Below are 18,220 nucleotides of genomic sequence, written 5' to 3' on the forward strand. Positions count from 1 at the left end.
GAAGCGGAGGAGGAATTCCATGACCAAGATCGCTCGCCGTGCGGTACTCGCCGGCGCGCTTGTTGCACCGATGCTGGCCCGAAACGTGCTTGCGCAGGGCGGCTATCCCAACAAGCAGATCCGCATGGTCGTTCCCTTCGCCGCCGCCGGCACGACCGACCTTCTGGGCCGCATCGTCGCGCAATACCTCACCGAGCAGTGGGGCCAGCAGGTGATCGTCGACAACAAGACGGGCGCGGGCGGCAATGTCGGGGCCGAGCTGGTCGCCAAGGCGCCGGCCGACGGCTACACGCTGCTGCTGGGCACGGTCGGCACCGCCGTCACCAACCAGTATCTCTACAAGAACATGCCCTACGACAGCATGAAGAGCTTCGCGCCGGTGGCGCTAGTCGGCGAGGTGGCGAACGTGCTCGCCGTCAATCCGAGCTTCCCGGCCAAGACGCTCAAGGAGTTCGTCGAGTACTGCAAGGCGCAGGGACCCAACAAGGTGAGCTACGGCTCGCCGGCCGTCGGCGGCACCGGCCATCTCGCCATGGAGTACCTGTCCGAGCTCGCCGGCATCAGGCTGGAGCACGTCGTCTATCGCGGCAGCTCGCTGGTGATGAAGGATCTGCTGGCGGGCCACATCCTCACCACCATGGACAACCTGCCGCCCTACCTGCAGCACATCCAGTCGGGCGCCTTGCGCGCGCTGGGCGTCAGCTCGGCCAAGCGCTGGTTCTCGGCCCCCGACGTGCCGACCATCGCCGAGCAGGGCTTTCCGGGCTTCGACGCGGCGCCGTGGTGGTACGTCGCGGCACCCGCCGGCACGCCGGCCGACATCGTCAAGAAGCTGTCGGACGAGATCACCAAGGGCGTCAAATCAGAGGCGGTGATCAAGAAGATCCGCGAGGCCGGCGCCGCCGAGCTGCCAGGCGATGCCGCGGCGCTCCTGAAGCAGATGGAAACCGAGAACGTCAAATGGAAGAAAGTCATCACCGCCGCCAAGCTGGAGCCGCAATGACGCGCAACGAGCTCAAAGGGAAGATCCAGACCGTCCTCGGCCCGATCGCGCCCGAAGCGCTCGGCCGCACGCTGATGCACGAGCACGTGCTGTGTGACATCCGGCCGCCCGGCCGGCGCTCCGACAACGATCTCGGGCCGGAGATCACGCTGGAGAATGTCTGGCAGATGAACTACGGCCGCGGCCTGCAGCGCGCCGGCCGCAAGTACATGCTCGATCTCGAGGACATCGCCACCCGCGAGGTGGCGATGATGAAGCACCAGGGCGGCGATGCCATCGTCGAATTGACCTGCGGCGGCCTCTCGCCGGAACCCGAGGGACTCCGGCGAATCGCGGCCGGCACCGGCGTGCACCTGATCATGGGCTGCGGCTACTACGTCAACGACTACCAGGATCCGAAGAACGCGGGCCGCAGCGTCGACGACTTCGCCCAGGAGATCATCGGCCAGGTCCTGCACGGTGCCTGGGGCACCGACGTGCGCGCCGGCATGATCGGCGAGATCGGCTGCACCGCGCCGTGGACCGCGACCGAGAAGAAGGTGATGCAGGCCGCGCTGATCGCCGCCAGCGAGACCGGCGCTTCGATCAACGTCCATCCCGGGCGCGATCCCGACCAGCCGCAGGAGGTCGCCGACTTCATCAAGGCGGCAGGCAGGCCGACCGAGCGCGTGGTGATCAGCCACATCGACCGCACGATCTTCGACGAGGAGCGCCTGCTGCGGCTCGCCGATTCCGGCGTGACCATCGAATTCGACCTGTTCGGCCAGGAGAACAGCTATTACGGGCTGTCGGACATCGACATGCCCAACGACGCCACGCGGCTCAAGCTGATCCGCGCCCTGATCGACCACGGCCATCTCGACCGCGTCGTGATCAGCCACGACATCTGCTACCGCACGCGGCTCACCACCTTCGGCGGCCACGGCTATGGTCATATCTTCCGCAACGTCGTGCCGATGATGAAAGAGCGCGGCTACAGCGAAGACGAGGTCGACGCCATCCTGGTGCGCAATCCGCGGAGATTGCTGACCTTCGTCTAGTCATAGTCTTCCGGACCGCCGGCCCCTGCCTTCGCCGAAGCGAAGCCGCTTCGGCTTCGCGCAGGCAGGTCCGGCCGGCTCATAGTCATGATGCCGGCCGAGAGAGAGTCTACGCCGCCTTCTTGGCGCGCAACGCCGGCGCCAGCTTGCGTTCGAAGAGCTCGAAGAAGAAATCCTGATCCGGGCCGATCTGGGTCAGGATGATGTGATCGCAGCCGATGGCGGTCAGCTCGTGGATCGCCTCAAGATGGCGATCGGCCGACGGCCCGCAGCTTATCTCCTTGCCGATCGTCTCTACTGAAATGTGCTCCGAGGCGGCGGCGAAGGCCTCGTCGTGCGGCAACTCGGCCAGTACCGACCAGCCGGCGAGCGACCATCGGTGATAGCGATGCGCCGTCTTGCGCGCCTGCTCTTCGTCGGCGGCGCAGCACATCGCCACCTCGGCGTAGCGCGGACCTTTGCCGCCGGCGCCGGTGAAGGCCTTGATCAGCTCCTTTTCGGGTTCTGTCACCATCAGCCCGTCGGCCTTTTCGCCGGCAAGCCTGCCGGCTTCGGGACCTCCCGCCGCCACGACGACCGGCGGCTTGCGTCTGGGACGATCGAACAGCCTGGCATGATCGAGCTTGAAATAGTGGCCGCGATAAGTCGTGAGCTTGCCCGACAGCAGTCCCTGGATGATGTCGAGGGCTTCGCTGAGCCGCTCATGTCGCTCGACCACGCCCGGCCAGCCCGCGCCGACGACATGCTCGTTGAGGCGCTCGCCCGCACCGAGCCCCAGCGTGAAGCGGCCATCGGTGAGAAGGCCCATGGTTGCCGTCGCCTGGGCAATGATTGCCGGGTGATAGCGCATGATCGGGCAGGTCACTGCCGTCATCAGGCCGAGATGCTCGGTCGCTTCGGCAACGGCGCCCAGCACCGACCAGGCAAATGGCGAGTGACCCTGCTCCTCGAGCCAGGGAAAGTAGTGGTCGGAGATCGCGGCGAAGTCGAAACCGGCCTGCTCGGCCCGCCGTGCGTTGCGGACGAGATCGGCCGGTCCGTGCTGCTCCGACATCAGCTTGTAGCCGAGCTTCACCATGTGTGCCTCCGGGCTTGATACGGGGATCTGGCGGGAGAACACACGGCGCTGCTCGAAGGTTGCCCGTGCAACTCGCGGGCGCACGCTGACGTTCCACGACTGCTGTCAAGGGAGGCCGCCAATGATCCGCAAGCTCTCATCCGGCGAATATCGCCTCTACTCGCGCAAGATCGATCCCAGGACCGGCCGGCGGCGCAATCTCGGCACCTTCAAGTCCCGCGCGGCGGCCGAGAAGCACGAACGGGCGGTGCAGTACTTCAAGCGTCACTGACCGGACTGCACCCAAAGATCGCCCTTGGTTTGCCGCCAAGCTTTGCGCCATATGGCGACCGTCATGCCGCTTCGCTGGAAAATCGCACCCCTCGAGCAGATGGTCGTCTGCGTCTCGGAGGGCGCCGTCACCAAGGACGAGCTGATGGCGTATTTCAAGGCGCTCGAGGAGGCTGGCGCCGCGCACTATCGCAAGCTCCTGGATGCAAGCCGTGCCGAGTGCGGCCTGTCCGCCGAGGAGATCGCTGAGCTCGGAGCCTGCGCCAAGTCGCTCAAATGGAGCGGTACGCCGGGGCCGATGGCCATCTTCACCGGCTCGACGGGAAACGATGCCTTCCTCAGGAGCGTCAGCGGCATGTTGCGGCCCGGCCGGCGCCTCAGGACATTCACGACCATCCACCAGGCACGTCGCTGGCTGGAGCGCGCCCCGCCCGGGCGGGCGTCGTAGCCGAAGGCGCAAGTCGCGCGCCTTCGGCCATCGCGTCGACGAACGTCTACTGGGAGCGCGCCGTCTCCGTCGCCGGAACGGGGATCTGCGCGCGATTGAGCGCGCGCTTCAGCGCCGCGACGCCGGCGGCGTAATTGCCCTTCCGGCAATCTTCCACAGCCGCGTCGACCTCCATCGGCCGGGCATAGCCGTTCGTGTTGTGGCGGGAATACAGGCTGGAAAGCTGCTGGCAGCGGGCGGCTGTGTTCTCACCCGTTTCCTGCGCGACATCGGCCGACGCCGGCGCGGCGTAACCGATTGCGATTGTGCTCGAGAGAATTGCTGCTGCGTTAAGGAAGTACTTCGTCATTTACCTGCACCCCATGATTGGACAATGGATTTGCAACTGGGGTGCGTGCGGGCGTTGAACGACCTAATAGATCTAAACATCCCATTCGAAAATAACGTGATGTTACGCTGCGTAGACCAATCGTCGCCGCGGTGAGCAAGTGTACGTTGCCTATACCAAGGTTCCTGCGCGGCGCGCGCACATCGACTTCGTCATAGGCGCCTTGCCATCCGCCGCGTGCGAAGGAGGGGCCGCCCTGGCGACCCGGATCCTCTTGCCTTTAGAGAGACGCCGCTGCCTTTGCGATGAACTCCGCCACCACATCCGGCTGGGAAAGCATCGGCACATGCGAGCTTTCCAGTACGAGAGTCTTGGCACCCATTCGATTCGCAGAATCGCGCTCGACATCGGGAGGAATGGTCTCGTCTTGCGCTGCGACGATGTACCAGTTTGGTCTGGTGCGCCATGCTGCCTCGGTGATCTTGTCACCGAAGCACTTCACTGCCAGCGGGCCCTGGGTCGCATACACGATATCGGCCTCGTCCGACGGGATGTCCTGCACGAAGTGCTTGCGAACCCCCTCGCGGGTCAGGGCGACATAGCCCTCGCCATACGGCTTGATTTCGGCCGCGCCCGGCGCGGGCGTATAATCCTTCCACCAATCAGCGAACGACTGGCCGCTATCCGGTGCGCCAGCCGCGACATAGACAAGACCCTTCACCTGGGGATGGTTGCCGGCTTCCGTAATGACGGCGCCACCCCAGGAGTGACCGACCAGGAGAACCGGGCCTTCCTGCATCCCAATGACTCGGTGAGCAGCTGTAACATCGTCCGCCAACGAGCTGAGAGGATTCTGGACCGCGACTGCCTTCAGCCCGCGCTTCATGAGCGATGGAATGACCTTTGCCCAGCAAGAACCGTCGGCAAAAGCGCCATGCACAAGAACGATGGTATTGATTGCCATGATGCAGTCTCTTCCTGTTGCCAGGACGAAACTTGCCGGAGAACCCACAGGTTTGCAGGTTAATTGAGGTAAATTCTGTCGCGGGCCTGACGCTGGTAACCGCCGTGCGTGGGGGCGTGCGTTCGTTGGACGACCTAATAGATCTAAACATTGCATTCGAAAAAAACGTGAAGCGACGCGGCGTAGACCAATCGTCGCCGCGATGAGCATGTGTACATTGCCTGTAGCAATGACTCTCTCATCGGAGCACAGAACATGGACGTTGCACTCATCGTCGGCGGCGGCCCCGGCATCAGTTCGAGTTGCGCGAGGTTATTCGCGAAGGAAGGCATGCGTGTCGCCGTCGCCGCCCGGACTCCGGACAAGCCGGTCCTGCAGGCCCTGGAGAAGGAGCATGGGGTGCGTCGGTACGCCTGCGATGCGAGCGATCCTGTTGCCGTCGAGCGCCTGTTCCGGGACGTCGTGCGAGACCTCGGAACCCCGACGCTCGTGGTTCACAACATCGACGGGCGAGTCCCCGGCATCTTTGGCAAGACCATCGTCGAGGCCGAGCCGGCCATGGCGTTCGACACATTGCGGAACTCGGCGCACAGCGCGTTCCTGGTGGGCCAGCAGGCGGCCCGGCTCATGCGCGCGAACGAGCCCAGCTCCAACGGCGCCAAGGGAACGATCATCTTCACGAACGCAAGTGCCGCGCTCAAAGGCTTCCCGTCGAGCGGCGCCTTCGCCATGGCTTGCCATGCCAAGGCCGGGCTCGCTGAGAGCATGGCGCGGGAGCTGATGCCGCAGGGCATCCACGTCGCCAACGTGCCGATCGACGCCGCCATCGGCTGGACGCAGGAAGACGGCAGTCGGGCGCACCGTCGGGCGGGAACGACCGTCGACGACAACATGGCCGACCCCGACCACATTGCGGAGACCTATCTGCAGCTCCATCGCCAGCATCGGTCGACCTGGGCGTTCGAGGTCGTGTTGCGGCCGTGGGTCGAGAGGTGGTGATGGCCGAATTGACCGCGGCAAACGCACGGTCCGGGCGTCGTCAAGGCACCAGGACGGCGGCTCCCTGGAAACGACCCGCGCGCAGGTCGGACAATGCCTGGTTGGCGGCGGCAAGCGGATAGACCTTGGTCGTCGTGATCACACCCGCTGCGGGCGCCACGGACAGGAACTCGACGGCGTCCTGTCTTGTCAGGTTGGCGACCGAGAGCACCTGCCGTTCCTCCCATAGCAGCCGATAAGGAAAGGCTGGGATGTCGCTCATGTGGATGCCGCCGCAAACCACGCGGCCGCCCTTGCGCACCGCCCGGAGCGCCGCCGGCACCAAGGCGCCAACAGGCGCAAACAGGATCGCCGCGTCCAGGAACTCCGGCGGTGGGTCGGACGACGAACCGGCCCATCTGGCGCCGAGCGACAAGGCATGCGCCTGCGCGGCTGCGTCGCCCGGCCGGGTGAAGGCATAGACGTCTCGGCCCTGCCACCGGCAGACCTGCGTGATGATATGGGCGGCGGCGCCGAACCCGTAGAGACCGATGCGGCGCCCGTCGCCCGCCAGCTTGAGCGACCGCCATCCGATCAGTCCCGCACAGAGGAGTGGCGCCGCCGCGATCGGATCGTGGAATCCATCCAAAGCGAAGGCATAGGCCGCGTCAGCCACCGCGTGGGTGGCGAATCCGCCGTCGCGGCTGTGTCCAGTGAAGACCGGACGATCGCAGAGATTCTCGCGATGCGTCGAACAGTAGGGACAGGCGCCGCAGGTATGGCCGAGCCATGGCACGCCCACGCGTTGCCCAAGGCGATGCGACGTGACGCCGGGACCCAACGCCTCGACGATGCCCACGATCTCGTGCCCTGGCACGACCGGCAGCCGAATGTCGGGCAATTCACCGTCGACGATGTGCAGGTCGGTGCGACAAACGCCGCACGCCTCGACGCGCAGGCAGATTTCACCGGCGGCCGGTCTGGGATCTGGCCGCTTCTCGAGGACAAGTGGACCGCCGCGGGCCGCCAGAACCATCGCCTGCACGGGCTTGGCCCTCCTTCCGATGCAGTGGACTACCGTTGCCGGCACGGGCGCAACAGCGCGGCCGTGCCGGCGACGGAGCATTCTTCAGGCCGGCTTGATGTCGACCTGCTTGACCTCGGCCCGCGGAGCTGCGGCCTTCGCGATCTGCAGTGCCAGCACGCCCTTTGCGAACGTCGCCGTGATGCCGTTGTGATCGGCGTCGGCCGGCAGGGTGAAGGCACGCGTGAAGCTGCCGTAGCTGCGCTCCGAATAGTGCGTCTTGTCGTCGGCCCGTTCGATCTTCTTTTCGCCCGAGATCGTGAGGACGTCGTCTTCCACCTGGACCTTCACGTCCTTCTCATCCAGGCCAGGCAGCTCGACGGAGACGGTGTAGGATTTCCCATTCTCCTTCACCTCGACCTTGGGCATGTGCTCGAAAACGCGCAGTGCACGAGGCTCGCTGCTGGGCATGAGATCGGGCCAGTTGAATGGCCAGCCCCTCATCATTCGATTGACGACCTGGTCGAAGTCGCCAAAGGAAGCAGGAGTCCGCGGGTTGGTCAGAGACTTTGCGTCGGTCATCGCATCCTCCATCATGAAACAACGTGATCCATCAGTTTCCTACGGCATTTCGTCGATCTCGCGTTTGACGGAGATCAAGCTGGGAGAGTGGCGAGCTTCTCCGGCACGGCCTTCTCGGCCTTGTAGACGACCTCTCTGGTCCTCGCGACGCTCTCCGGATTGACGCTGATCGAATCGATGCCGAGCCGGGCCAGGAAGGCAGCAACATCAGGGTAGTTGGCCGGCGCTTCGCCGCAGATGCCGACATGCCGTCCGTTGCGGTGCGCGCCGAGCACGGCGAGCCGCAGCATCTCCATCACTCCCGGATCGCGTTCGTCGAAGTCGAAGGATACCAGCTCGGAATCCCTGTCGACGCCGAGCACGAGCTGCGTCAGGTCGTTGGAGCCGATCGAGAAGCCGTCGAACAGCTCGGCGAAGGCGTCGATCTGGATGACGTTGTTCGGGATCTCGCACATCACGTAGATCTCGAGACCGTTTTCGCCGCGTTTGAGCCCGTTTTGCGCCAGCGTGTCGATCACGCGTGCGGCCTCATCGACCCGACGGCAGAACGGAATCATGATCCGCACGTTGGTGAGACCCATCTCCTCGCGGACGCGCCGCAGCGCGGCGCATTCCAGGGCGAAGCCCGCCGCATAGGCGGGGTGGGCGTAGCGCGAAGCACCGCGGAAGCCCAGCATGGGATTCTCCTCCCTGGGCTCGAAATCGCCGCCGCCGATCAGCTTGGCATATTCGTTGGTCTTGAAGTCGGACAGACGGACGATGACGGGCTTGGGATAGAAGGCGGCCGCGATCGTGCCGATACCCTCGGCCAGCCGCTCGACGAAGAAAGCAGACGGCGTCGCGTGCCCTCGGGTCAGCCGTGCAATGCGGTCGCGGTCCGACGCGGCGGTGACCCGCTCCGGGCAGGCAAGCGCCATCGGATGGATGCCGATGTGGTTGCTGATGATGAACTCCATGCGCGCCAGGCCGACGCCGTCATTGGGGCGCATCGCCGTTTTGAAGGCGAGGTCGGGATTGCCGAGGTTGACCATGATCGGGGTGCGCGGTGCCACGAGGTTGGCGGCGTCGTGCGTCGTTATCTTCACGGGGAGGGTTCCGGCGTAGACATGGCCGATCTCGCCCTCGGCACAGGATACGGTGACCATCGCGCCGTTCTTCAGGATACCGGTCGCGCCGGCGGCGCCGACAATGGCGGGAATCCCGTGCTCGCGCGCCACGATGGCGGCATGGCACGTCCGGCCGCCGCGATCGGTGACGATCGCGGCAGCCTTCTTCATGACGGGCTCCCAATCGGGGCTGGTGGTCGCGGCGACCAGGACCTCGCCGGACTGGAACGCTGCCAGGTCCGCCGGGCCTGACACCAGCCGAGCCGGACCGCTCGCCGCCTTTTCGCCGACGGCGCGTCCTTCGACGATGGCCGGCTCACTGGCCTTCACCTGGTAGGTTTCGACCGCGGCAGCAGGCCGACGCGACACCACGGTCTCGGGACGCGCCTGCACGATGTACAAAGCCCCGTCGGGTCCGTCCTTGGCCCATTCGATATCCATGGGCCGCGACTCGCCGGCAAGTCGGGAATAGTGGTCCTCGATGCGCATGGCGCAATCGGCGATGGTCAACACCTCGGCGTCGCTGAGGCAGAACTCTTCGCGCTTGTCGGCCGGCGTATCGATGTATGTGGTCGAGCCGGCGGTGCCATGCCGACCATAGACAAGCTGGCGCTGCTTGCCGCCAAGCCTGCGACGCAACACGCATCGGCTGCCGACGCTGAAAGTCGGCTTGTGGACATGGAACTCGTCGGGATCGACTTTGCCCTGGACGATGCTTTCGCCCAGGCCCCACACGCCGGTGATGAAGACCACGTCGCGGAAACCGGTCTCCGTATCGAGGGTGAAGGCGACACCGCTGGCGGCGAGGTCCGAACGCACCATCTTCATGATTCCGACGGACAGTCCGATCTTCAGGTGATCGAAGCAGTTGGCGTTGCGGTAGGTGATGGCGCGGTCGGTGAAGACGGACGCAAAGCAGCGCCGACAGGCCTCGACCAGTTCATCGAGGCCGCTGACGTTGAGGAAACTTTCGTGCTGGCCGGCGAAGCTCGCCGTCGGCAGATCCTCGGCGGTGGCCGAGCTGCGCACGGCGACCGGCACGCCCGCGCCGTATTTCGCCTCGAGCCTGGAATAGTTGTCGGCGACCAGCGATCTTACGACGTCGGTTCCGGTCGCCTCGTACACGATGGATCTCGCCTCCGCCGCGGCAGCGGCCAGCCGGCCGACGTCGTCGGCGCCGACCCCCTGCAGCAGGGCGGCGATCCTGGGCCAGGCACCGGCGGCGGCAAGCGCCGACCGGTAGACTTCCACCGTCAGGGCAAAGCCATTGGGAACGCGCACCCCCTGGCTCGACAGTGCACAGTACATCTCGCCCAGCGAGGCATTCTTGCCGCCCACGGCGGCAAGGTCACCGGCGCGGATGTCGTCGAACCAGCGGACGAGGTCGCCGGACATGGTGGTCACACGCCCATACCGACCGAAGCCGGGATCGTGCGCAGGTGGTTCTTGACCCGCCTGACGCCGGGGACGCTCTCGGCGGCCACCCGATAGGCGTCGCGTACGTCCTTGCCTTCGACGAAGCCCCACAGATGGACGACACCGTCGTTGGCATAGACGTTGATCGGCCACCTCGATGTCCAGGGCCGATTCTCCAAGGCATCGACGACGTTCCCGCGCAGCGCCCTGTCGGTCGGCTGCAATACCGGACGGTCGGGCTCACGCGACAGCAGCGCACGCAGCAGATCGGCGCGGCTCACGACTCCGACGACAACGGTGCCGCGAACGATCGGAATGCGCTTGATGTCGTGCCTTTCCATCAGATCGACCAGTTCGCTGAGCGTGGTGTCTTCGTCGGCGGTCACCACGTCCCTGGTCATGACATCGGCGACGCGTCGCGCTTGCGTCGCAACGAAGGCTCTGGCCGCTGACGCTTCGCTGTCCAGCAGGTGCCCGAGCCAGGTCTTCCTGGCTGCGGTGCCGATCTCGGCGCGACGAATGAGATCCGCCTCGCTGATGATGCCGACGATCGCGCCTTTGTCGTTTGTAACCGGCGCCGCGCTGACGCGTGCGCTCAGCAGGAGTTCCGCCGCATCGAACACAGTTTCCTCGACGCCGACGCAGACGATTTCACGACTCATTATGTCTCTTGCCAACATCTTGCGCTCCCTCGTTCGTCAGACTCCGTCACTATGCGTTGAGACCCTGCAACGCCATCCTGTTGCAGAGACCGATCGACCGGCTGGCCGGCAGCAACCTGATCAGCCCGCTGCGGGCGAATCGGCTCAGGATGCGGGACACCGTCTCGATGGTCAGGCCGAGATGGTCCGCGATGTCGCAACGCTGCATCGGCAGATCGAAATGCTCGTCGTCCTTTGAGATGCGTTCGGCCATGTCGAGCAGAAAGGTCGCTATCTTCTCTTCTGCCGTCTTGCGGCCGAGCAACAGCATGTGGGCTTGGGCCCGCGCGAGGTTTCGGAGCGTGGCGGTCATGACCTTGTCGCGGAACGCCGGATCGTCCTGGATGAGGGCCTCCAGACGGCTGCGGCGGTAGGCCACGACCGAGACGTCACCGACAGCTTCGGCCGAGAAGCGGTGCTCGCCCCCGGCTTCAAGCCCGAAAATGTCACCGCGCAGATGGAAGGCGTCGATCTGGCGGCGCCCGTCGCTCATCAGCTTGTAGGAGCGGATGGCGCCCGATACGACTTGGTAGAAAAACTCTGCCTCGTCGCCCTCGTCGAACAGTTGCTCGCCCTTACGCAGAACAATCTGGGCACCCGCCGCCATGGCGGGCGCTCTGTTGAGGTGGATGGCGGTACGGACCTGCATGGCTCTCTCCCTCTTGGGTCTCGATGATCGGTGAGTAGCTCTTGCTCCGATGGTCAACCATTCAGGTCTTGCACTAAGGGACTCTACGTAGGCTCAGCGCCTCTGCGCCTGCAGGACGAGTGCGGCAACCAGGCCCAGGAACAGATAGATGCAACCCACGATCAGCGATGCCTGGATGCTTCCCATTGCCAGCGACATCGCCCGGTAGCCGGCGAAGGTGAGGAAGCACAGGCTGACGGCAAACAGCATCGCGACCGCGAGATAGCCGCCAGCCATCGAGGCCGCGCGCTGGGCGGCCGTGCCGACGGAAAGAGCGCCGACTGCGGCCACCGACCGCGCGAGGATCGTCAGCAGCGACGGGCCATCCGACGCTGGCGCGCTCATCGCCGCACCAGCATGGCCAGAAGGAAGCCTGCCGCCGCTGCCAGCGAAACAGCCGCCAGCGGCTGCTTACGGATGGCCTCCTCGGCCTGGCTGCGCCCCTTGGCGGCGACGGCACCCACGGCGTCGGCCTTGTCGCCTAACTCTTTGACGATCGCATTCGCCTGTTCGGCGATGCGCCGGGCCGCTTCGTTCGCAGCCTTGATCGCCTCCGCTCCTTCCGCTTTCGCCAGGTCCTGCAACGCAGCGGCCAGCTGGTCGAGCTGTTCCCTCAGCGCCGTCGGCTCGGTCCCCAGGTAGCCGAATCTGTCCTTGGTGCGTATGTCCATGATTGCCTCCTTGGCAATGGCCGGCGCATGGTGACAGGCCGGGGCCACCGCCGGATTGACCTGGGTCAATCGCGGCTCCGTTCACGTATCGGCGAAACCGTCGCCTACGAGCGAAAGCTGACCCGCCACAGCGGCTTGATCGCTTCCGCAATCAACAGCACGCCGAGCGCCGCCGCGATCGCAACGGCGAGATCGTGGGCATGGAAGGGGCCAAAGCGGAAAAGCGCCATCGCCGGCGGCCACATCAACGCGACTGCCAGCAGCACGGCGACAGGCGTCAGCAGGAGCCACAGGAAAAGGTTGGGACGCCGTATGGCGCCGACCAGCGAGGACGAAAAGGAGCGATTGACCAGGATGAGGCTGGCGTTGATCAGCACGAGGGAGGTGAACAGCAACGCGCGGAGCTCGTCCTCCGGCAGGTCGCGGCCGACGGCCAGGAATACGAAGACCAGGGCGATCAGCGCCAGCATGCCCTGCAGCAGGCTCCAACCGCCCATCGCCGACGAGAGCAGCCGGCTCGAAGCATGTCGCGGCGGCCGGCGCATCAGGTCGCGTTCGTCGCGTTCGGCCTCGAAGACGATGGAGCAGGCGGGATCGATCACCATCTCGAGAAAGGCGATGTGCACGGGCGTCAGCATGAACGGCAAGCCGAAGAACAGGGGCAGCAGCGCCAGGCCGGCAATCGGCACGTGCACCGCCACGATGTAGCTGCTCGCCTTGCGAAGGTTGTCGTAGATGCGCCGGCCGAGCCGGATGGTGCGGACGATGGAACCGAAATCGTCGTCCAGCAGGACGAGGGACGATGCCTCGCGTGCGACGTCGGTGCCGCGGCCGCCCATGGCGATGCCGATATGCGCCGCCTTCAGCGCCGGCGCATCGTTCACGCCGTCGCCCGTCATGGCGACGATCTCACCGTTGGCCTTCAACGCCTCGACGATGCGGAGCTTCTGCTCGGGCATGATGCGCGCGAAGATCGTCGTCGATTGCAGCCGGTCCTTGAGCGTGGGCTGCTCGAGCTTCGCCAGTTCGGCGCCGTCGATCACCGCATCGCCGTCGAGCCCGGCCTGCCGGGCGATGGCGCGCGCCGTCGCCGGATAGTCGCCCGTGATCATGATCACGCGCACGCCAGCCGAACGGCACTCGGCGACGGCATCGGGGACGTTGGCGCGCAACGGGTCGGCGAAGCCGACGAGGCCCACGAACTCGAAGGTGAACCCCGCCTGGGACTCGGGAAGGTCGCCGATCGCACTGTGCGCCCGGGCCACGCCGAGGACGCGCTCCCCGCGGCCTGCCATGTCGTCGACCGTCTGGCGAAGCCAGGTCATGTCGCTGTCGCCGAGACGGCACAGTGACGCGACGGCTTCGGGAGCGCCCTTTGCCAGGACGCTGCAGCTCTCTGTTGCGTCCACCTCCCAGACATTGCTCATCGCGAGCAGCTTCGAGCCGAGGCCGTAGTGGCGAACGAGTTTCCGCCCTGTGGCGCCGGCGTCCCTGCCGGCGAGCTCGACGATCGCCTTCTCCATCGGGTCGGATGGATGAGGCGCGCTCGCCAGCATGGCCGCCTCGATGACGTCGCCTAGCGCCTCGGGCAACGGCAGCCCGGCGTCGCGACGCCATTGCAGGTCCGGCGTCCGCAGCTCGGCCACGGTCATCCGGTTCTCCGTCAGGGTGCCGGTCTTGTCCGTGCAGAGGACGGTGGCCGCGCCAAGCATTTCGATGGCTGCCGCCCGCCGCGTCAGGACACGGGCCCGGGACAGTCGCCAGGCGCCCATGATCATGAACGCCGTCAGCACCAGCGGGAATTCCTCGGGCAGCATCGACATGCCGAGCGCGATGCCACCCAGCACGGCCTGCAGCCAGTCGCCATGCATCAGGCCATGCACGACAATGACCAGAAGGCTTGCCGCGATCCCGAATGCGGCAAAGACACCGACGAGATGGCGGGTTTCGACCTGCAGCCGCGGCGGTTCACTGGCAATCTGGCGCAACGACTGCCCGATCTGTCCGAGCTCGGATCGCGGCCCGGTCGCCTGGATGACGGCCATGCCTTCGCCGTGCACGATCAGCGTTCCCGAATAGACGAACGGCGTGTTCTCGCCGCCCGGCCGGGCCATCGCGATGTCATGCGTCGAGTGGATCTTGCGGACGGCGATCGATTCTCCGGTCAGCAAGGATTCATCGACCTGGAGGTCGGTCACCGCCATGAGCACGCCGTCGGCCGGCACGCGATCGCCTTCGAGGAGGACGATCGTGTCGCCGCGTGCTACTTCCCGGCCGGGGATGCGTCGGCGCTGGCCGTCGCGGATGACCAGGGCGCGGGGGCTGGCAATGTCGCGCAGGGCATCGAGCACCCTTTCGCTGCGGGTCTGCTGAACGACCGCGATCAGCACCGAGAAGGTGGCAAAGGCCAGCAGCATGGACGCTTCGCCGAGATCGCCCAGCACCAGGTAGACGGCGCCGGCGCCCAGCAGCAGAGCGAACATCGGTTCGCGCAAGACGTCGCCCACGATGTGCAGCAGCGTCCGGCGTTCCGCCGAGGGCAGGTCGTTGAAGCCCTCCGCCTGAAGGCGTGCCCTGGCTTCGCCGTCGGTGAGGCCCGATCGGTACATGGTCTGATCAGGCCATTGGCCGGCGAACATTGGAAGGCGGTCGAGCCTGCTCCACGACATCGAGGCCCAGCAGCAGGATGCCGACGCGGCTCGCGGAAGACGCCCATTCCGCCAGGCGCGGATAGTTGTCGACCAGCCAGTTGAAAGCGCCCTGGACCGCGGCGAATGCCGCCGCGGCCTGGGTCACCTCACCGAGCGACATCGCGTGATTGAGGTACTGCGGGACGCACAGGATCAACCCGACCAACGGGGCGAGCAAGGTGTTCCCATGGGAGACCAGGGTCGTGCGCACGTGCTGCCCCCGCAGGCGGCGCCAATGGCGCATGACCTCCGCCAAGGCGAAACCGACGGGTGCGCTCTGGGCGGCTTCGGCCGCGGTCTGGGGCGCGCTGGTATGCAGCCGCGCCACGGCGAACTTCAGCTCCGACTCCGCCTGATTCTTGCGCTCGATGACGTGCGCCATCCGGCGTCCGACCAGCATCATCGCGCCGGTCGTGATCATGGCATAGCCGAAGCTGGCGAATACCAGGTAGCCAGGCAGCTGCAGCGCCATGTCGAACGCATCGAAGGTGAGGGAGCCGCCGACTGTCCAAAGGACCACGACGAAGGTCGCCGCGGTGAGGAGCGAGGCAAGCAATCCGACGACCAGGTCGATCGGCGCGTCGGTGGCAATGCGCGCATCCTCGGCGATGCGGTACTCGGCCAGTTGTGGTTCACCCGGACCGGCATCGAGGCGCCGGTAGTTGTCGTGGCTCAGCCAGAGCTCGAGCAGGCTCGACGTCAGCCATTCGCGCCACCGGCGCTGGAAAGACATGCGGCCCCACACCGCTGTGGCCGCCAGGACGATGCTGCTCGCCGCCAAGGCAGGCAGCAGATACGTCTGCTGCAGGATGTCACGGCCGTCGCGGCGTTCGAGGGCATTGAAGAAGTCACGGTTCCACAGGTTCAACCGATACTGCACGACGAGCTGCGAAACCACGCAGAGGATCAGCAGCCCGATCAACGCCCACGGAATCCACGCGCCGTCGCCTCTCCAGAAGCCGAGCGCCGTCCGCCAGAAGCGCCGCAGCGGCTTGGCACCGACTGCCGGTACTTCGTCGTCCAAATCAATGGCTGTCGGAGTCAAGTCCTTGCTCCGGCGCGGTCGCGGTTGGCGAGGGCCGCCAAGCCCAAGAAGGCGGGGTCCGGGCGAATCACGATCCTCGTCGGAATGCGAGCCAGATAGTCCCGAAGCCGGCCCTTGTTCTCGAACCGCTCGCGGAAGTCCGCCTTGCGCAAGTAGTCGACGATCCGGGGGGCGATCCCGCCGGCGATCAGCACGCCGCCGCGCGCCGCGAAGGTCAACGCTGCATTGCCGGCGACCGAACCAAGGAAGGCGCAGAACATGTCAAGCGCCCGGCGGGCCCTCTCGGACTGGCCGTCGATCGCGGTTCGGACGATCTCTTCCGGAGCCAACGAGGGTGGCTGTGCTCCCTGATGGTCGGCCAATGCGTCATACAGGTTGACCAGACCGCCGCCCGACAGCACGCGCTCGGCGGAGACATGGCCGTAACGACGATGCAGGAACTTGACGGCCGCCGCTTCATCGTCCGTCGTGCTGGCAAGCGTGGCGTGTCCGCCTTCGCTGGCCATCGCCTGCGCGCCGTCGGGAACGAAGCAAGCCATCCCGAGCCCGGTGCCGGGCGCGATCAACACGATCGGCTCCGACGCGGCTGCCTGGCCGCGTCCGATGGTGATGACATCCGATGCTACGAACTCGGGAGCGGCCCAGGCTAGCGCCACGAGATCGTTCACGACCTTGGCCGTGCGTAATCCCAGTGCTTTCGCGAGTTCCCCGCTGTCGAGGACCCACGAGGCGTTGGTCAGGGCGCAGCGACCGTCCTGGACCGGGCCTGCGCCCGCGATCACGGCGCTGTCGATACCGTGCTCAGAATGCCGGCCGAGAAAGTCGCGGATGGCATCGATGGCATTCGCGTAGTCGCGCGTAGCCAGCGTCTCGACGGCGCCCAGTCGCGAATCGCGCAGCACGGCGAAGCGGGCCTTCGTGCCGCCGATATCTGCGAGAAGGCATCCGCTCATGGCGCGGCCTGCGTCGCAGGCGCGTCGATCCTGCCGGCATACCGATCAGGGCGCAAAGCCTTGCGCAAGGGAATCCGCTTGCCCGCGGTCGCAGATTGGGGGCTGATCATTGCTTCGCTCCAATCAGTGATGCTACGGCGTGATCGCGACCTTGAGGACGCCGTCGCGCTGATGACCGAAGAGTTCATAAGCCTCCTCGATCTGGTCGAGCTTGAAGCGGTGCGTGACCAACGCGCCGAGATCGGTACGGCCGGCGGCGACCACCGCCATGAGGCGACGCATGCGCTCCTTGCCGCCGGGGCAGAGGGAGGTGACGATCTTGTTGTCGCCCAGTCCGGCGGTGAAGGCATCGAGCGGGATACGGAGGTCGCCGGAATACACGCCGAGGCTGGACAGGGTCCCGCCGGGCCGCAGCGCGCGCAGCGCGTTCTCGAAGGTCTGCTGCTGGCCCAGGGCCTCGATGGCGACGTCGACGCCGCGTCCGCCGGTGAACTCCCGGATCGCGGCAACGGGATCGATCTTGCGATAATCGACGATGTGGTCGATGCCCAGCCGGCGCGCGACGGCGAGGCGCTCCGGAACGGTGTCGACGCCGATGACGGTCGTGGCGCCCATCAGCCGGGCGCCGATTGCGGCGCAAAGGCCGATCGGACCGAGCGCGAAGACCGCCACGATGTCGCCGATCCGCACGCCGCCATTTTCTGCGCCGGCGAAGCCCGTCGACATGATATCGGGGCACATCAGCACCTGTTCGTCCGTCAGGTTGGACGGCACCGGGGCGAGATTGGCCATGGCGTCGGGCACCAGCACGAACTCCGCCTGGCATCCGTCGATCGTGTTGCCGAAGCGCCAGCCACCGGCCGGCTTGAAGCCGTGTCGCGCCGTTCCGCCGTCTTGCGAATGCTGCCCGCACAGGCAGGCATAGCTGTGGCCGCTCGGCGTGATGGCGCCGGCGATGACGCGCTGGCCTTCCTTGTACCCGGCGACCTGGGAGCCAAGCTTCTCGATGATGCCGACTGGCTCGTGGCCGACGATCAGGCCACGTTGCACCGGGTACTCACCGCGCTGGATATGGACGTCGGTGCCGCAGATTGTCGTCGTGCTGATGCGGACCAGCGCGTCGAGAGGGCCGACATCCGGCACCGGACGGGATTCAAGGACGATCCTGCCGGGTTCCGCAAATATCGCCGCTTTCATCTTGGGCATCACTGACCTCCTGGGCGCAGTCGGAGGCT

General features: G+C 65.9%; 19 protein-coding genes. 5 read left to right on the forward strand and 14 right to left on the reverse strand.

Annotated features, from left to right (window positions below):
- Positions 1 to 19 precede the first annotated feature (19 nt).
- Both RSO01_RS21195 and RSO01_RS21200 read left to right on the forward strand, forming a co-directional pair.
- Positions 20 to 1,003: a Bug family tripartite tricarboxylate transporter substrate binding protein gene (locus RSO01_RS21195; RefSeq protein ID WP_147151450.1), complete on the forward strand. Its 984-nt coding sequence runs from the start codon at positions 20 to 22 to the stop codon at positions 1,001 to 1,003.
- Complete coding sequence (locus RSO01_RS21200) at positions 1,000 to 2,043, forward strand: phosphotriesterase family protein (RefSeq protein ID WP_147151451.1); 1,044 nt, start codon at positions 1,000 to 1,002, stop codon at positions 2,041 to 2,043. The genes RSO01_RS21195 and RSO01_RS21200 overlap by 4 nt, the downstream gene beginning before the upstream one ends.
- A 109-nt stretch (positions 2,044 to 2,152) precedes the next feature.
- On the opposite strand, the gene RSO01_RS21205 is transcribed toward RSO01_RS21200, so the two are convergent.
- On the reverse strand, positions 2,153 to 3,121 hold the full coding sequence (locus tag RSO01_RS21205; RefSeq protein ID WP_218037413.1) for a TIGR03557 family F420-dependent LLM class oxidoreductase: 969 nt from the start codon (positions 3,119 to 3,121) through the stop codon (positions 2,153 to 2,155).
- 121 nt (positions 3,122 to 3,242) lie between these two features.
- Between RSO01_RS21205 and RSO01_RS21210 the strand changes: the two genes are divergently transcribed.
- Together RSO01_RS21210 and RSO01_RS21215 are read left to right on the forward strand one after the other, a co-directional pair.
- Positions 3,243 to 3,392: a hypothetical protein gene (locus RSO01_RS21210; protein ID WP_147151452.1), complete on the forward strand. Its 150-nt coding sequence runs from the start codon at positions 3,243 to 3,245 to the stop codon at positions 3,390 to 3,392.
- A 63-nt stretch (positions 3,393 to 3,455) separates the two neighbouring features.
- Positions 3,456 to 3,839: a hypothetical protein gene (locus RSO01_RS21215; protein ID WP_147151453.1), complete on the forward strand. Its 384-nt coding sequence runs from the start codon at positions 3,456 to 3,458 to the stop codon at positions 3,837 to 3,839.
- A 46-nt stretch (positions 3,840 to 3,885) separates the two neighbouring features.
- Here RSO01_RS21215 and RSO01_RS21220 read toward each other — a convergent pair whose 3' ends face one another.
- Entirely contained in the window at positions 3,886 to 4,188 is a 303-nt protein-coding gene (locus tag RSO01_RS21220; protein WP_147151454.1) for a hypothetical protein, read from the reverse strand.
- Between the two features lie 259 nt (positions 4,189 to 4,447).
- Positions 4,448 to 5,131 carry an alpha/beta hydrolase gene (locus RSO01_RS21225; RefSeq protein ID WP_147151455.1) on the reverse strand — a complete coding sequence of 228 codons (684 nt, stop codon included), beginning with the start codon at positions 5,129 to 5,131 and terminating at the stop codon, positions 4,448 to 4,450.
- A gap of 255 nt (positions 5,132 to 5,386) precedes the next feature.
- Here RSO01_RS21225 and RSO01_RS21230 point away from each other — a divergent pair, with 255 nt between their 5' ends.
- The gene (locus RSO01_RS21230) at positions 5,387 to 6,130 is read left to right on the forward strand and encodes an SDR family oxidoreductase (protein WP_147151456.1); all 744 of its coding nucleotides are present in this window, start codon (positions 5,387 to 5,389) and stop codon (positions 6,128 to 6,130) included.
- A 40-nt stretch (positions 6,131 to 6,170) separates the two neighbouring features.
- On the opposite strand, the gene RSO01_RS21235 is transcribed toward RSO01_RS21230, so the two are convergent.
- From RSO01_RS21235 to RSO01_RS21285, 11 genes are all read right to left on the reverse strand, one after another.
- A complete protein-coding gene (locus RSO01_RS21235; RefSeq protein WP_218037414.1) occupies positions 6,171 to 7,154 on the reverse strand; it encodes a zinc-dependent alcohol dehydrogenase family protein in 984 nt (327 codons plus the stop codon).
- Positions 7,155 to 7,238: 84 nt separating this feature from the next.
- The gene (locus RSO01_RS21240; RefSeq protein ID WP_170303239.1) at positions 7,239 to 7,715 is read right to left on the reverse strand and encodes an Hsp20/alpha crystallin family protein; all 477 of its coding nucleotides are present in this window, start codon (positions 7,713 to 7,715) and stop codon (positions 7,239 to 7,241) included.
- Between the two features lie 74 nt (positions 7,716 to 7,789).
- The gene (gene ppsA, locus RSO01_RS21245; protein WP_147151502.1) at positions 7,790 to 10,216 is read right to left on the reverse strand and encodes a phosphoenolpyruvate synthase; all 2,427 of its coding nucleotides are present in this window, start codon (positions 10,214 to 10,216) and stop codon (positions 7,790 to 7,792) included.
- Positions 10,217 to 10,221: 5 nt separating this feature from the next.
- A complete protein-coding gene (locus RSO01_RS21250; protein ID WP_170303240.1) occupies positions 10,222 to 10,899 on the reverse strand; it encodes a CBS domain-containing protein in 678 nt (225 codons plus the stop codon).
- Positions 10,900 to 10,948: 49 nt separating this feature from the next.
- Positions 10,949 to 11,587, reverse strand: a complete 639-nt coding sequence (locus RSO01_RS21255; RefSeq protein WP_147151459.1) for a helix-turn-helix domain-containing protein — start codon at positions 11,585 to 11,587, stop codon at positions 10,949 to 10,951.
- Between the two features lie 93 nt (positions 11,588 to 11,680).
- Positions 11,681 to 11,971, reverse strand: a complete 291-nt coding sequence (locus RSO01_RS21260) for a hypothetical protein (RefSeq protein ID WP_147151460.1) — start codon at positions 11,969 to 11,971, stop codon at positions 11,681 to 11,683.
- Positions 11,968 to 12,366, reverse strand: a complete 399-nt coding sequence (locus RSO01_RS21265) for a hypothetical protein (protein ID WP_147151461.1) — start codon at positions 12,364 to 12,366, stop codon at positions 11,968 to 11,970. The genes RSO01_RS21260 and RSO01_RS21265 overlap by 4 nt, the downstream gene beginning before the upstream one ends.
- 35 nt (positions 12,367 to 12,401) lie before the next feature.
- Positions 12,402 to 14,936: a cation-translocating P-type ATPase gene (locus tag RSO01_RS21270; RefSeq protein ID WP_246158646.1), complete on the reverse strand. Its 2,535-nt coding sequence runs from the start codon at positions 14,934 to 14,936 to the stop codon at positions 12,402 to 12,404.
- Positions 14,914 to 16,011: an SbmA/BacA-like family transporter gene (locus RSO01_RS21275; RefSeq protein WP_246158649.1), complete on the reverse strand. Its 1,098-nt coding sequence runs from the start codon at positions 16,009 to 16,011 to the stop codon at positions 14,914 to 14,916. The genes RSO01_RS21270 and RSO01_RS21275 overlap by 23 nt, the downstream gene beginning before the upstream one ends.
- A gap of 17 nt (positions 16,012 to 16,028) precedes the next feature.
- Positions 16,029 to 16,985 carry a glucokinase gene (gene glk, locus RSO01_RS21280; RefSeq protein WP_147151463.1) on the reverse strand — a complete coding sequence of 319 codons (957 nt, stop codon included), beginning with the start codon at positions 16,983 to 16,985 and terminating at the stop codon, positions 16,029 to 16,031.
- Positions 16,986 to 17,117: 132 nt separating this feature from the next.
- Positions 17,118 to 18,191: an NAD(P)-dependent alcohol dehydrogenase gene (locus RSO01_RS21285; RefSeq protein ID WP_147151464.1), complete on the reverse strand. Its 1,074-nt coding sequence runs from the start codon at positions 18,189 to 18,191 to the stop codon at positions 17,118 to 17,120.
- Positions 18,192 to 18,220 lie beyond the last annotated feature (29 nt).

It is taken from the genome of Reyranella soli, from assembly GCF_007992495.1.
GTDB classification, from domain to species: Bacteria; Pseudomonadota; Alphaproteobacteria; order Reyranellales; family Reyranellaceae; genus Reyranella; species Reyranella soli.